The sequence below is a fragment of the Streptosporangium sp. NPDC023825 genome (assembly GCF_040639575.1).
Lineage (GTDB): Bacteria > Actinomycetota > Actinomycetes > Streptosporangiales > Streptosporangiaceae > Streptosporangium.
On sequence record NZ_JBFAAE010000002.1, the window covers coordinates 121,480 to 136,036 of the forward strand.

Consider the following 14,557-nt stretch of genomic DNA (forward strand, 5'->3'; position numbering starts at 1 on the left):
TGTCAGCGTAAGTCGGGACCCCTGTCACGCAAACCCCCTATTTTCTCAGCCTTCGGAGTCTCGCGTCAGCGAAACAGCTGAAATCGCTGGCCAGCAGCCGGACCGTGCCCCTCGCATTGATCTTGGAACGGACCAACTGTCTCCCATTAGAGTCGCCCACAATCACCAAAAAGTTGGCAAACGGTCGGCGAGGTGCGTGGAATGCAGGCGCGAAATGCCCGTATAGGGATGACCTAATTTGCGCATCCCCCGTCTCAGAGGGCCCGTACGACCCTCTCGACCAGGTGGTTCGTCAGCGGTTCGTAATACCGTGGTAGCACGTTGTCATCGAGCGGAACGGTGACCGCGATCTTGCCCTCGGCCTCCCCGACGAAGAGGGCGGGGTCGTTGCTGTCGGCGAATCCGACCGTGAGGATGCCCGCCTCGCCCGCCGCGCCGGCCCAGCCGTGGTCGGCGATCACCAGATCGGGACGGTCCGCGCCCAGTTCGGCGATCATGGCGCGCATCGGGGCGGGGTCGTGGGTGTGCACGAAGGCGCCCTTGTCGTCGAGCATCGCCACGTCGTCCAGATAGCGGATCTTGCGCCTGCGGCCGAACCCGCTGCCCCAGTACGACCAGCCCTCGGCCGGGGCCATCAGGGTCACGCCGCGCGCCCTGAGCATCCGGCCCAGGGCCATGTGGATGGTGAGCAGGCCGGTGGGGTGCCCGGTGGCGATCAGGATCCGGGGGTTCTCCCCCCGGAGCACCCCGGCGATCGTGTCGCCCATCTTCTCGACCGCCTCGATCGTGCGGTCGGGGTCGATGGTGTCCTGCCCCTCCCGATGACGGGGATCGGCCACGACCCCGGCGGACTTGGCCATCAGCTCCAGCACGTCCCGGTAGGACCAGGCGCCCTCCATCGTCAGCCCGAACATGTAGTGCGGGTCGCGGTTGGACAGCGACCGGTAGTGGTCCAGGTTGTTCTCCCGGCTGGTCGCCACGTCACCGGCGATCCGGGTACGGACCAGGTGCTCACGAAGCTCAGCGCGCGTCATCGGTTCCTCAGTCCAGTTTGCCGGCGGACCATGTGTGCGGGCCGTGGTCACGGGAGGGGATCGAGCCCGTGGAAGGGGAAGACGGCATTCCTCGTCGCCATGATGGCCCGGTCGATCGGGTCTGCTGGGTCATAACCAGCGGAGAAATCGCGAAATTCCGGGTCTCGTCCATCGGTCAGCGTGAGCGGCGCCGTCTGGTTGGTCCGCTCCTTGACGAACGTACGCCATCCCTCCGGAGTGGCGGTCGCGGGATCCAGGGGGTGGCCCGCCACCTCCGCGATCAGGTGGGTCCAGGCCCGGGGCACCACCTGCACCAGCTCGTACCCCCCGCCGCCGGTCACGACCCACCGCCCGCCCGCGGTCTCGTGGGCGAGCTCGTGCAGCGCCGCGTACGCGGCCCGCTGGCCGTCCAGGCTGAGCATGAGGTTGGCCAGCGGATCGAGGGCGTGGCTGTCGCAGCCGTGCTGGGTGACCAGGACGTCGGGGGCGAACTCCCGCAGCAGCGGCGGGACCACCGCGTGGAAGGCCCTGAGCCAGCCGCTGTCGCCACATCCGGCGGGCAGGGCCACATTGACCGCGGTGCCCTCCGTACCGCGCTCGTCGGGGAAACCCGTGCCGGGGAAGAGGGTTCGAGGACTCTCGTGCAGGCTGATGGTGAGAACCCTGGGGTCGTCGTAGAAGAGCGCCTGCACGCCGTCGCCGTGGTGCACGTCCACGTCCACGTAGGCGATCCTGGACGCCCCCTGGGCCAGCAGCCACGCGATCGCCGCGCCCGGGTCGTTGTAGACGCAGAACCCGCTCGCCCCGGCGGCCATCGCGTGGTGCAGACCTCCGGCGACGTTGACGGCGTGCTCGGCCTCGCCGCTCCACACCGCGCGGGCGGCGGCCAGGCTGGCGCCGGTGATCAGCGCGGACGCCTCGTGCACCCCGGGAAAGGCGGGGTTGTCCGTGGTGCCGAGCCCGTGGGCGAGGTCGGGCCGCCCGGTGGCGGAGACCCGTTTGACGGCCTCGATGTAGTCGCGCTCGTGGACGAGCGCCAGCTCGTCGTCGGTGGCGGGCGCGCAGCCGCTCATCTCCACCTGGTCCAGCACGCCGAGTTCCCTGGCCAGCGCCATGGTCAGCTCGACCCGCACGGGCGCGAGCGGGTGCCCGGGGCCGAAGTCGTACGAGGTGAGCGCATCGTCCCAGACAACCCGCACGGACCGGCTCATGCGCACTCCCTGTCTGGTCGCGACGCCGCGCGTCACGGCCGATCTTCCTGCTCCCGGCTCGACGTTACCGCACGTGTACGGAATGACGTTTACGCGGCCGTCTCGGAGAACGCACCTGTTTTCATCTGAGCTAAATATCCCCATTTATTGCTATTAGGGAGCATATTTGACGGGCCAGCGGTCGACGGGCCGGGCAGGAGGTCCGGACACCCGCCGGAGGCCGGACATCCCCGCAGCGGCCGTACTCCCTGGCAGGGAGACCAGACGGGTCGGACGATTCAGGCGGAGGAGACCCGGCGCAGTCCCCTGACGGCGGGGATCAGCAGGAGGGCGGCGCACCCGGCGACCGCCACGATCGAGGACCCGGCCAGCAGCTGCGGCGCGCCCACCAGCCCGGCCACCGGGCCGGCGAGCACCTGTCCGACCGGGACGAACAGGGTCGAGCCGGCGACCTCGTACGCGGTGACCCGGTTGAGCGCCTCCGCCGGGACCTGGGTCTGGATGCTCGTGGCCCACATGACCGACCAGAACGCCCACCCGGCGCCGCCGATCACGTGCGCGGCCATGAGGACCGCGGGCGGCGACGCCACGGCGATGGAGAGCGGCTCCAGGGCGAAACCGAACAGGCCGATCGCGCCGGCCATCAGCGGCCGTCCCGGGCGGACCCGCATGGCGACCAGGCCGCCGACGATGGTGCCCGCGCCGGAGGCGGACATGACCAGGCCGTAGGCGGTCTCGCCGAGCCGCTCGCTGATCAGCACCGAGCCCAGCGGGATCATCGGGCCGAACAGGGTGACCCCGAAGACCGCCCAGACCAGGATCACCGACCACATCCAGGTCCTGGACCGGAACTCCTGCCACCCCTCGCGCAGGTTGCGCCACATCGACCGCTCGGCGACCGGCCCCGCGACCACCGGCAGGCGCAGGAGGAGCAGGCACACCGCGCTGACGGTGAATCCCGCGGCGTCGATCGCGAAGACGACGCCGACCCCGGAGAAGCCGACGATGGCGCCGGCGACGCCGGGACCGGCCAGCAGCATGATCGACTCGGAGACGCGCAGGGTGGCGTTGGCCTTCTGCACGTCCCGCGCCACGCGCGGGACCGTGCTGGAGACGCCGGGCTGGTACATCGCGGCGGCGACGCCGTTGATCGCGGAGATGACGAGGATCTGCCAGAGGTCCGGCCTGCCGAAGACGAACAGGGCCGCGGCGGTCCCCTGGCTCACCACCCTGACCGTGTCGGCGCCGATCATCATGCGGCGCGGCGTGAACCTGTCGGCGAAGACCCCGCCGAACAGGATGAGCACCGCGAAGGGCGCCATCCACGCGGCCAGTGCCAGCCCCACCCCGGTGGAGCCGTAACCGAGCCCGCCCACGCCCACCGCCGTCGCGAACGGGACCATCGCGGCCCCGAGCATGGAGACGGACCTGGCGGTGAAGAAGAGCAGGAAGCTCCGCGTCCAGACAGCGGGTCCGTCCTGTTCCCGCCCCCGCCCGTCAGCCGACACGGCCTGCTTCACGATCGCCTCATTCCCCAAAGTTCCGGGAAAATGATGCCGTATGTAGGAAAGTTTCCTAATAGAGGGGGGGTGGCTCAGCCCTCGGCGAGCTGGCGTCCCCGGTCCCTGGCGGCCTCGATGGCGGCCAGGAAGGCGGCACGGACGCTGTGCCGCTCCAACTCGGCGATGGCCGCGATGGTGGTGCCGCCCGGCGAGGTGACCGCCTCGCGGAGGATCACCGGGTGCTCCCCCGAGTCACGGAGCATGATCGCCGCCCCGACGATCGACTGGGTGACCATGTCGAGGGCGGCGGCGCGGGGCATGCCGAGCAGGATGCCGGCGTCGACCATCGCCTCGACCAGGTAGAAGAAGTAGGCGGGACCGCTGCCCGACAGGGCCGTGGCCGCGTCCTGCTGCGACTCGGGGATGCGCAGCACCTTGCCGACCGGGCTGAACAGGTCCTCGGCCCGCTTGAGGTGCTCCTCGGAGGCGTGCGCGCCCGCGGAGATCACGCTCATCGCCTCGTCGACCAGCACCGGCGTGTTGGACATGACCCGGACCACGGGGATGTCGGCGCCGAGCCGCGACTCGACGAACGAGGTCGTGATGCCCGCCGCCGCCGAGACGACCAGGCGGTCGGCCGGGATGTGCCCCGCGATCTCGGCGAGCAGGGACCCCATGTCCTGCGGCTTGACCGTGAGGATGATCGTGTCGGCGTCCTTGGCCGCCTCGGCGTTGGAGGCCACCCGCACGCCGTACCGCTCCGCGAGGGCCTGGCGCCGCTCGGCGCGCCGCGCCGTCGCGATCACGTCGCCCGGCTTGAACCCGGCCCTGAGCAGCCCGGACAGCAGGGCCTCACCCATCTTGCCGGTGCCAAGAATCGCGATCATGTGAGCACCTCGAAATCGTGGATCGGAACTCCCCGCAGCCTATCGGCCTCGCCATTGAAGGAATCATCTCTCGTGATGCTGTTGGCGATGTATGCTATGTACATATGACACCAACATAGGAGGGGTGAATGAGCGTCACTCAGATCGACCTCGACGACGAAGCTCTCGCCGAGGCGATGCGGATGTTGGGCACCACCACGAAAAAGGACACGGTGAACGCCGCGCTGCGGGAATACGTGACGCGTGTCAGGCGCATCGAGGCACTGGAGGCCCTCTCCGCCCGAGCGGCCCGCGGAGAGTTCGACGATGCGGCGAAGGCGCGCCAGGCGGCGAAGCAGGCCCGGGACGACTCTTTCTCGTGATCTCCTACCTGGCGGACACATCCGCCCTGTGGCACCTCTTCCGCACCCCGGAAACGCAGGAGGCATGGGCCGACCGGATCGCCTCTGGAGCGCTGAGCATCTGCGAGCCCACGCGAACCGAGTTCCTGCACTCCGCGACCGGTCCGGCTCACCGCGACGAGCTGGAAGCGGAGCTCAATGACCTCTGCCGCCTGGCGGCCGTCCCCAAATCCGCGTGGCGCTGGGTCGAGAACGCGCAGTACAAGCTCACCCAGAAGGGCCGGCACCGTTCCGCCGGGCCGATCGACCTGCTGCTGTGCGCGACCGCCGTCCACCACGGGTTGACCGTGTTGCACGTCGACCAGGACTTTGTCACCGTATCGGCGGTCATGACCGAGGTCCGGCAGCGCGATGTCAGAGTCTTCTGAACCTCTTCGGAGCCTGATCCGTCTTAGGGGTATGCGTATGATCGCGACCTCTTTCCTGGCCGGAAGCCTCCTGCTGGCGCTGGGCTGCGGCACCGACCCCAGCGCCACGGTCACCGCCGTCTCTCCCACGCGACCGGCGAGTCAGGCCACCTCCGTTCCCCCCGGCTCCCCCTCGGCGCCGGCGAGCCACGGCGTGGCTCCCCGGGACGAGTCCACGAGCGGTGCCCCCAAGCCGACGAAGCCCGAGGGCCACACCGACAACCCCCGCAAGGTCAGATGGTTGAAGGCCAAGCCGTCGAAGGACGGCCGGAGCCTGCGGGTCACCTGGTGGTCCGGGGTGGAGCCGTGCAACGTGCTCGACCGGGTCACCGTGCGCGAGACCTCCAAGCGGGTGACCGTCACCCTCTGGGAGGGCCCGAGCAGCAAGGCCCAGAACGTCGCCTGCATCGAGATCGCCATCCAGAAGGTGACGACCGTCAAGCTCAAGAAGCCCCTCGGCGCCCGCAAGGTGGTGGACGGCGCCCGCTGACGCGGCACCCGGCGCGGGAGAGGCCGCGCCCGAGCACACCCCTCGCGGGCGGTGGCCGGGCCACCCCGGTCACCGCCCGGGAACGATCACGCGTGTTCCCTCGTCAGAGGGGGTGACGGACACCACCCTGTTTCCCCGGAAAACCAGGGAATGCCTCCGCGCGGCCGAAGGTTGAGCCCAATAGACTCAAGTCGTTTGACAAACGTCACACGAGGTTCCACTATGAGTCTCATCGACTCAACTTTGACTACAAGGACGTACTCATGGCACGTGCGGTAGGTATCGACCTGGGGACGACCAACTCCGTCGTCTCGATTCTTGAGGGCGGTGAGCCCACCGTCATCGCCAACGCTCAGGGTTCGCGGACCACCCCGTCCGTGGTCGCGTTCGCGAAGAACGGCGAGGTCCTCGTCGGAGAGGTCGCCAAGCGGCAGGCCGTCACCAACGTCGACCGGACGATTCGCTCGGTCAAGCGCGAGATGGGCACCAACTGGTCCGTCGAGATCGACGGCAAGAAGTCCAACCCGCAGCAGATCAGCGCCTTCGTGCTGCAGAAGCTGAAGCAGGACGCCGAAGCCTACCTGGGCGAGAAGATCACCGACGCGGTGATCACCGTTCCCGCCTACTTCAACGACGCCCAGCGCCAGGCCACCCAGGAAGCCGGCACCATCGCCGGCCTGAACGTGCTGCGCATCATCAACGAGCCCACCGCCGCCGCGCTGGCGTACGGCCTCGACAAGGAGAAGGACGAGACCATCCTCGTCTTCGACCTCGGCGGCGGCACCTTCGACGTGTCCCTGCTCGACGTCGGCCAGGAGGACGGTCACGGCTTCGTCGAGGTCAAGGCCACCAGCGGCGACAACCACCTCGGTGGCGACGACTGGGACCAGCGCGTCGTGGACGAGCTGGCCAACCGGTTCAAGAACGCGCACGGCGTCGACCTGACCAAGGACAAGATGGCGCTGCAGCGCCTGCGCGAGGCCGCGGAGAAGGCCAAGATCGAGCTCTCCAGCCAGTCGGAGACCTCCATCAACCTCCCCTACATCACCGCCTCGGCCGAGGGTCCCCTCCACCTGGAGGAGAAGCTCACCCGCGCCGAGTTCCAGCGGATCACCGCCGACCTCCTCGAGCGGTGCAAGGGCCCGTTCAACCAGGTCGTCAAGGACGCCGGGATCAAGGTCTCCGACATCGCCCACGTGGTGCTCGTCGGCGGCTCGACCCGCATGCCCGCCGTGGCCGAGCTCGTCAAGGAGCTGACCGGCGGCCAGGAGCCCAACAAGGGCGTCAACCCGGACGAGGTCGTCGCCATCGGCGCCGCCCTGCAGGCCGGCGTGCTCAAGGGCGAGGTCAAGGACGTCCTGCTGCTCGACGTGACCCCGCTGAGCCTGGGCATCGAGACCAAGGGCGGGATCTTCACCAAGATCATCGAGCGCAACACCACGATCCCGACCAAGCGCTCCGAGGTCTTCACCACGGCCGAGGACAACCAGCCGTCGGTGCAGATCCAGGTCTACCAGGGCGAGCGCGAGATCGCCGCGTACAACAAGAAGCTGGCCACCTTCGAGCTGACCGGCATCGCCCCGGCGCCGCGCGGCATCCCGCAGATCGAGGTCACCTTCGACATCGACGCCAACGGCATCGTCAACGTCTCCGCCAAGGACCTCGGCACCGGCAAGGAGCAGACGATGACGATCACCGGCGGCTCCGCGCTGCCGAAGGACGACATCGAGCGCATGATGCGCGAGGCCGAGTCCTACGCCGAGGAGGACAAGAAGCGCCGCGAAGAGGCCGAGACGCGCAACAACGCCGACTCGCTCGTCTACCAGACCGAGAAGTTCCTCGGCGAGAACGCCGAGAAGGTCCCGGACGACATCAAGAACGAGGTCAACGAGGCCGTCTCCGAGCTCAAGAAGGCTCTGGAGGGCACCGACTCGTCCGTGATCCGCGCCGCCGCGGAGAAGCTCGCCACGGTCAGCCAGAAGATGGGATCCGCCATCTACGCCCAGGCGCAGGGGTCGGAGACCCCGGCCGGCGCTCCCGACGCGGACGCCGCCGACGGCGGGCAGAAGGCCGACGACGACGTGGTCGAGGCCGAGATCGTGGACGACGAGCCGAAGCGCGACAACGGCGCCAAGTGACGGTCGGAAAGCCGAGGGGAGCACCAGCGTGAGCACGCGCGAGAACGGTTCCGAGGAGGAGCCGGTGATCCGCGACAACCGGAAGATAGACCCGGAGACGGGGCAGGCACGCGAGGCGAGCCCGGCCGAGACCACGGGCCAGAACGACAGGGAGCAGGCGGCCGACCAGCCGTCCTCCCTGGCGTCCGACCTGGCCTCGATCGAGCTGGCCACCCAGCTCGCCGAGCGCACCGCGGACCTGCAGCGCCTTCAGGCCGAGTATTCCAACTATCGCAAGCGGGTCGAGCGGGACCGCGTGGCGGTCAGGGAGCAGGCGGTGGCCGGCGTGCTGGCCGAGATGCTGCCGGTCCTCGACGACATCGGCCGGGCCCGTGACCACGGGGAGCTGACCGGCGGCTTCGCCAAGGTGAGCGAATCACTGGAGGCGGCCACCGGGAAGCTGGGGCTGAGCACCTTCGGCACCAAGGGCGAGCCGTTCGACCCGACGGTGCACGAGGCTCTGATGCACAGCTACTCCCCCGACGTCACCGAGCCGACCTGCGTGGAGATCCTGCAGCCCGGTTACCGGATCGGCGAGCGAGTGCTCCGCCCCGCGCGCGTCGCGGTCGCGGAGCCAGAAGATCCCGCCGCGGACGACAACTGACACCCCCACATCTGATCTCTGAGAAGGAACGTAGATGAGCACCAAGGACTACCTGGAGAAGGACTACTACGCCGTCCTTGGTGTGCCCAAGACCGCTACGGCCGATGAGATCAAGAAGGCGTACCGGAAGCTGGCCAGGCAGTATCACCCGGACGCCAACCCCGGAAGCTCGACGACCTCCGAGAGCACCGCCAAGTTCAAGGAGGTCTCGGAGGCGTACGACATCCTCTCCGACACCAAGCGCCGCAAGGAGTACGACGAGGCGCGGACGCTGTTCGGATCGGGCGTCGGCGGCTTCCCGGGGGCGGGGGGCGCTCCGCGCGGGGGCGGTTTCCCGTTCGACCTGGGAGACCTGTTCGGGGGAACCGGCCAGCAACAGCAGCAGAGCGGCGCCGGAGAGCGCATCGGCGACCTCTTCGGCGGGCTCTTCAACCGGGGCGGCGCGAGCCGCCCCGGGGGGACGGCGAGCAGGGCACGGCGCGGCCAGGACATCGAGTCCGAGGTCACGCTCTCCTTCTCCGAGGCGGTGGAGGGCACCACGGTGTCGCTCCGCCTGACCAGTTCCTCCGCGTGCACCGGATGCGGAGGCACCGGCGCCAAGGCCGGGACCACCCCGCGGGTCTGCCCGACCTGCGAGGGCACCGGGGCGGCCAGCCGCAACCTCGGCAACTTCGCCTTCTCCGAGCCGTGCCGCGACTGCAAGGGCCGCGGCCTGCTGGTCGACGACCCGTGCCCGGTGTGCGACGGGAGCGGGCGGGGCAAGAGCACCCGTACGATCCAGGCCCGCATCCCCGCGGGGGTCGGCGACAACCAGCGCATCAAGATCAAGGCCAAGGGGGCGCCGGGCGAGAACGGCGGTCCCGCCGGCGACCTCTACGTCCAGATCCACGTCAAGCCGCACCCCGTGTTCGGCAGGACGGGCGAGAACCTGACGGTCACCGTCCCGGTGACCTTCACCGAGGCCGCGCTGGGCGCCGAGATCAAGGTGCCTATCCTGAAGGGGCTGCCGGTCACGCTGCGCATCCCCGAGGGCACCCCGAACGGCCGCACCTTCCGGGTGCGCGGCAGGGGCGTGGCCCGCAAGGACGGCACCAAGGGCGACCTGCTCGCCACGATCGAGGTCCTGGTGCCACAGCAACTGGAGGACAAGGCAAGGGGCGCCCTCGAGGAGTTCCGCGACGCCACCTCGGGTGGTGACCCGCGGGCGGACCTGATCGAACAGGCCAGAAGCGAGTAGCCATGGAAGCCAACTACTTCGATCTGTCGGACGACACACCCGTCTACGTGATCTCGGTGGCCGCCCAGCTGTCAGGTCTGCACCCGCAGACCCTGCGCCAGTACGACCGTCTCGGCCTGGTCAGTCCGGGCCGGACGGCGGGACGCGGACGCCTGTACTCCACCCGCGACATCGTGATGCTCCGCGAGGTGCAGCGGCTCTCCCAGGAGGAGGGCATCAACCTCGCGGGCATCAAGCGAATCCTGACCCTCGAGACGGAGGCCCTGCGCCTGCGCGACGAGAACCACCGCCTGCGCGCGGAGATGAACATGATCCGCGCGCTCATCCAGTACCAGCTGCCCCCCGCCTGAGACTCCGTCCCACGCCTTCAAGGACGCGTCTGTGACCGGCCCGTGAGAACGCGCCGGCCTCACAGCCGACCCGTGAGGACCCCGCCGGGCCGGCGTCGCCATCTGACACAGCACTTTCGAGTGAGGCCTGACAAGCATGGACTACAAGCTCACCCAGAAGAGCCAGGCGGCGGTCTCCTCCGCCATCAGGCGGGCGGCCGCCGAGGGTAATCCCGAGGTCGCCCCGGCCCATCTGTTCACTGCGCTGCTCAGCCAGACCGGCGGCACCGCCGTACCCCTGCTCGAAGCGGTGGGCGCCGACTGGAAGCAGCTGCGCGTCGAGGCGGAGAAGCAGCTCGCGGCCCTGCCGAAGGCGCAGGGCTCCACGGTCAGCGCCCCGTCGAGCTCCCGGCAGCTCCTCACCGTGATGAACACCGCGGCCCAGCGGGCCCGCGGGCTCGAGGACGACTACGTCTCGACCGAGCACCTGCTGGTCGGTCTCGCCACCGACGGCGGTCCCGTCGCCGCGCTGCTCAAGGCGAACGGCGCGAGCCCGAACGCGCTGCTCGACGCCTTCGAGAAGGTGCGCGGCCACGCCAGGGTGACCAGCGAGACGCCGGAGGACACCTACCAGGCGCTGGAGAAGTACGGGATCGACCTGACCGAGCGGGCCAGGGCGGGCAAGCTCGACCCGGTGATCGGCCGCGACTCGGAGATCCGGCGCGTCATCCAGGTGCTCAGCCGCCGTACCAAGAACAACCCGGTGCTCATCGGCGAGCCCGGCGTCGGCAAGACCGCGGTGGTGGAGGGGCTGGCCCAGCGGATCGTCGCGGGCGACGTCCCCTCCAGCCTGCGCGACAAGCGCCTGATCGCGCTCGACCTCAGCGCGATGGTCGCCGGCGCCAAGTACCGCGGCGAGTTCGAGGAGCGCCTCAAGGCGGTGCTCGGGGAGATCAAGGAGAGTGACGGCCAGGTCGTCACCTTCATCGACGAGTTGCACACCATGGTCGGCGCGGGTGCCGCCGAGGGCGCGATGGACGCGGGCAACATGCTCAAGCCCATGCTGGCCCGCGGCGAGCTGCGGATGATCGGCGCGACCACGCTGGACGAGTACCGCGAGCGCATCGAGAAGGACCCCGCGCTGGAGCGGCGGTTCCAGCAGGTCTACGTGGGCGAGCCCACCGTCGAGGACACCATCGCCATCCTGCGCGGCCTCAAGGGCCGCTACGAGGCGCACCACCAGGTCCAGATCTCCGACGGCGCGCTCGTGGCCGCCGCCGCGCTCTCCGACCGCTACATCACCTCCCGCTTCCTGCCCGACAAGGCGATCGACCTCGTCGACGAGGCGGCCTCCCGGCTCCGCATGGAGATCGACTCCCGCCCGGTGGAGATCGACCAGCTCCAGCGGAACGTCGACCGGATGAAGATGGAGGAGCTGGCGCTCGCCAAGGAGACCGACGAGGGCAGCCTGCAGCGGCTGGAGCGGCTCCGCAAGGAGCTCGCCGACCGCCAGGAGGACCTCAACGCCCTGGTCGGCCGCTGGGAGCGGGAGAAGGCGGGCCTCAACCGGGTCGGCGACCTGAAGAAGCAGATCGACGAGATGCGCGGCGCCGCCGAGCGCGCGCAGCGCGACGGCGACTTCGAGGCCGCCTCGCGGCTGATGTACGCCGAGGTGCCCAAGCTGGAGGCCGAGCTCGCCGAGGCCAGCAAGGCCGCCCAGCCCGAGGACGCCATGGTCAAGGAGGAGGTCGGCTCCGACGACATCGCCCAGGTGATCTCCTCGTGGACCGGCATCCCCGCGGGCCGGCTGCTCGAGGGCGAGACCACCAAGCTGCTCCGCATGGAGGAGGAGCTCGGCAGGCGGCTGATCGGCCAGCGGCAGGCGGTCGAGGCGGTCTCCGACGCCGTACGGCGGGCGCGGGCGGGCATCTCCGACCCGGACCGGCCGACCGGCAGCTTCCTCTTCCTCGGCCCGACGGGCGTCGGCAAGACGGAGCTGGCCAAGGCGCTGGCGGACTTCCTGTTCGACGACGAGCGGGCGATGGTCCGCATCGACATGAGCGAGTACGGCGAGAAGCACAGCGTCGCGCGCCTGGTGGGCGCCCCTCCCGGCTACATCGGCTACGAGGAGGGCGGCCAGCTCACCGAGGCCGTGCGGCGCAGGCCCTACGGCGTGGTGCTGCTGGACGAGGTCGAGAAGGCCCACCCGGAGGTCTTCGACATCCTGCTCCAGGTGCTCGACGACGGGCGGCTCACCGACGGGCAGGGCCGGACGGTCGACTTCCGCAACGTGATCCTGATCCTCACCTCCAACATCGGCTCGCAGTTCCTGGTGGACCCGGGCATGGCGAAGGAGGCCCAGCGGACCGCCGTGATGGCCGCGGTCAGGAACGCGTTCAAGCCGGAGTTCCTGAACCGGCTCGACGACGTCATCCAGTTCGACGCGCTCGGCACCGAGGAGCTGTCCAGGATCGTGGACCTGCAGGTGCTCCACCTGGCCAGGCGCCTGGCGGACCGGCGGCTCACGCTGACCGTGACCCCGGCGGCGCGCGACTGGCTGGCGCTGACGGGCTACGACCCGCTGTACGGCGCGCGCCCGCTCCGCCGCCTCGTCCAGTCCGCGATCGGCGACAAGCTGGCCAAGGAGGTGCTCTCCGGCGAGGTCCAGGACGGCGACGAGGTGCTGGTCGACCTCGACGAGGCGAGCGACTCCCTGCTCATCGGCCCGGTGAGGACCTGACGGCGACCGGACGCGGCCCGTCGGCGGCTCGTCGGCGGTCTGTCGGCGGCCCGACGGCGGGCGGGTCCCGGTAAGGCCCGGTAACGTCCCGGCAGCCGGACGGGTGAGCCCCGGTAAGGCCCGGTGACGGCCTGACGGCGGGCGGGCGGAGCCCGGTAATGGCTTGACCACCATTCAGCTAAGCCCGCCCCTGGGCGAGACCCCCCTGTTACGTTCGGTTTTCGTCGGATTACCGAACGCAACAGGGGGATGCGCATGTCGAACTCAACACGGAACATCCGAGGGATTCTCGCGATGGCGGTGCTCACGGTCGGCGCCGGCCTGACGATGGCCTCTCCGGTGTCGGCGGAGGTCGCGCCCTGCCCGGAGCAGGGCACGGCGGCCGTGCAGGGGGCTCCCGGGACGGTGGAGCCCGCGTGCGAGGAGACCGGCGCCGCCGGGACCGCCGCGACGCCCGAGGGGGCACAGGCCGCGACCGGCACCGTGGCACCGCCGGCCACGACCGACACGGTGGCACCGCCGGCCACGACCGGCAACGTGGCACCGCCGGCCACGACCGGCAACGTGGCACCGCCGGCCGCGAGCACCGGCGAGATGCCGATGACCGCGGGCACCACCGAGACGGCGGGCGGCGCGCAGACGCCGACCGCGCCGAGCGGCACGGAGACGCCGGCCGTCGCGGGCGGCACGGAGACGCCGATCACGGCGGGCGGCGCTCAGACGCCGATGACGGAGACGCCGGCAACGGTGAACGACGCTCAGGCGCCGGTGGCCGTCGACGGTGCCGGAGCCCCGGTGGCCGCGAACATCGGTGAGACGTCCGTGACCGCGGACCGGCTCGCCCGCGTCACCGGCCTGCCCCAGCTCTCCCAGCCCTCCGCCGTGGTCAGCTTCGCCGACGCCGGGGGCGTCGCCGCGGGCACCGGCTCCCACGCGCTGCCCTTCGGGCAGTCGAGCCTTCCCGGCCACGAGTGGACGACCTCGTGGGTGAGCGTCATGGCCGAGGCTCCGGACCTGCCCGGCCTGCCGAGCGCGCCGAGCGCTCCCAGCGACGGCATCAGCTGGCTGCGGGCCCCGGCGCCTCCGGCACCGGGCGAGCTCGCCGAGGCGGCGGTCGCGCCGGTCGAGGAGCCCGCGCCCCCGCTGCCCGTTCCCGCCCCGGCGGACGCCGCCACCGAGAACCTGCCCCCGGCCGACCTGCCCAACGTCGACCTGCCCGCGGCCGAGATGCCCGCGGCGGAGATGCCCGCCGAGGACATGCCCACCGCGAACCTGCCCACGCAGGAGTCGCCGGCCGCCGCACGCCCGGAGACCCCCGCACTGCCGGAGGCCCCCGCCGTCGGCGGCACCGCGGCGGAAGGCACCACGGGCGCCACCACGGCGGAAAGCACCACGGGCGCCGGCGCAGCGGAGAGCACCACGGGCGCCACTGCGGCGGAGAGCGCCCCGATCGCCACCGCGGCGGTTCCCGTCCTTCCCGCGCTGGAGGGAACGCTCCCCGACCTCGACGTGGAGTGAACCTCCGTACGGAGTGAACC

General features: G+C 70.4%; 12 protein-coding genes and 1 pseudogene. 9 read left to right on the top strand and 4 right to left on the bottom strand.

The window, feature by feature from the left end:
- Nucleotides 1-254: 254 nt before the first annotated feature.
- The 4 genes from AB0G15_RS02325 to proC all read right to left on the bottom strand — a co-directional run bounded on the left by AB0G15_RS02325 (nt 255) and on the right by proC (nt 4,634).
- Nucleotides 255-1,034 carry a phosphatase gene (locus AB0G15_RS02325; RefSeq protein WP_362834643.1) on the bottom strand — a complete coding sequence of 260 codons (780 nt, stop codon included), beginning with the start codon at nt 1,032-1,034 and terminating at the stop codon, nt 255-257.
- Between the two features lie 47 nt (nt 1,035-1,081).
- Complete coding sequence (locus AB0G15_RS02330) at nt 1,082-2,245, bottom strand: acetoin utilization protein AcuC (RefSeq protein WP_362834644.1); 1,164 nt, start codon at nt 2,243-2,245, stop codon at nt 1,082-1,084.
- Between the two features lie 278 nt (nt 2,246-2,523).
- Nucleotides 2,524-3,765: an MFS transporter gene (locus tag AB0G15_RS02335; protein ID WP_362834645.1), complete on the bottom strand. Its 1,242-nt coding sequence runs from the start codon at nt 3,763-3,765 to the stop codon at nt 2,524-2,526.
- Between the two features lie 74 nt (nt 3,766-3,839).
- Nucleotides 3,840-4,634: a pyrroline-5-carboxylate reductase gene (gene proC, locus AB0G15_RS02340; protein ID WP_362834646.1), complete on the bottom strand. Its 795-nt coding sequence runs from the start codon at nt 4,632-4,634 to the stop codon at nt 3,840-3,842.
- Nucleotides 4,635-4,762: 128 nt separating this feature from the next.
- On the opposite strand from proC, the gene AB0G15_RS02345 reads away from it, so the two are divergent.
- From AB0G15_RS02345 to AB0G15_RS02385, 9 genes and pseudogenes are all read left to right on the top strand, one after another.
- Nucleotides 4,763-4,996 (top strand): type II toxin-antitoxin system VapB family antitoxin, encoded by a 234-nt coding sequence (locus tag AB0G15_RS02345; RefSeq protein WP_362834647.1) that lies wholly within the window; start codon nt 4,763-4,765, stop codon nt 4,994-4,996.
- Entirely contained in the window at nt 4,993-5,403 is a 411-nt protein-coding gene (locus AB0G15_RS02350; RefSeq protein ID WP_362834648.1) for a PIN domain nuclease, read from the top strand. Before AB0G15_RS02345 ends, AB0G15_RS02350 begins: the two co-directional genes overlap by 4 nt.
- A gap of 37 nt (nt 5,404-5,440) precedes the next feature.
- Nucleotides 5,441-5,932: a hypothetical protein gene (locus AB0G15_RS02355; protein ID WP_362834649.1), complete on the top strand. Its 492-nt coding sequence runs from the start codon at nt 5,441-5,443 to the stop codon at nt 5,930-5,932.
- 263 nt (nt 5,933-6,195) lie between these two features.
- Nucleotides 6,196-8,070, top strand: a complete 1,875-nt coding sequence (dnaK, locus tag AB0G15_RS02360; protein ID WP_362834650.1) for a molecular chaperone DnaK — start codon at nt 6,196-6,198, stop codon at nt 8,068-8,070.
- 28 nt (nt 8,071-8,098) lie between these two features.
- Complete coding sequence (gene grpE, locus AB0G15_RS02365) at nt 8,099-8,713, top strand: nucleotide exchange factor GrpE (protein ID WP_362834651.1); 615 nt, start codon at nt 8,099-8,101, stop codon at nt 8,711-8,713.
- 34 nt (nt 8,714-8,747) lie between these two features.
- Nucleotides 8,748-9,950 carry a molecular chaperone DnaJ gene (gene dnaJ / locus AB0G15_RS02370; RefSeq protein WP_362834652.1) on the top strand — a complete coding sequence of 401 codons (1,203 nt, stop codon included), beginning with the start codon at nt 8,748-8,750 and terminating at the stop codon, nt 9,948-9,950.
- Nucleotides 9,951-9,952: 2 nt separating this feature from the next.
- Nucleotides 9,953-10,228, top strand: a pseudogene (locus AB0G15_RS02375) (helix-turn-helix transcriptional regulator); the annotation flags it as partial.
- A gap of 208 nt (nt 10,229-10,436) precedes the next feature.
- Entirely contained in the window at nt 10,437-13,019 is a 2,583-nt protein-coding gene (gene clpB, locus AB0G15_RS02380; RefSeq protein WP_362834653.1) for an ATP-dependent chaperone ClpB, read from the top strand.
- A 294-nt stretch (nt 13,020-13,313) separates the two neighbouring features.
- Complete coding sequence (locus AB0G15_RS02385) at nt 13,314-14,537, top strand: hypothetical protein (RefSeq protein ID WP_362834654.1); 1,224 nt, start codon at nt 13,314-13,316, stop codon at nt 14,535-14,537.
- Nucleotides 14,538-14,557 lie beyond the last annotated feature (20 nt).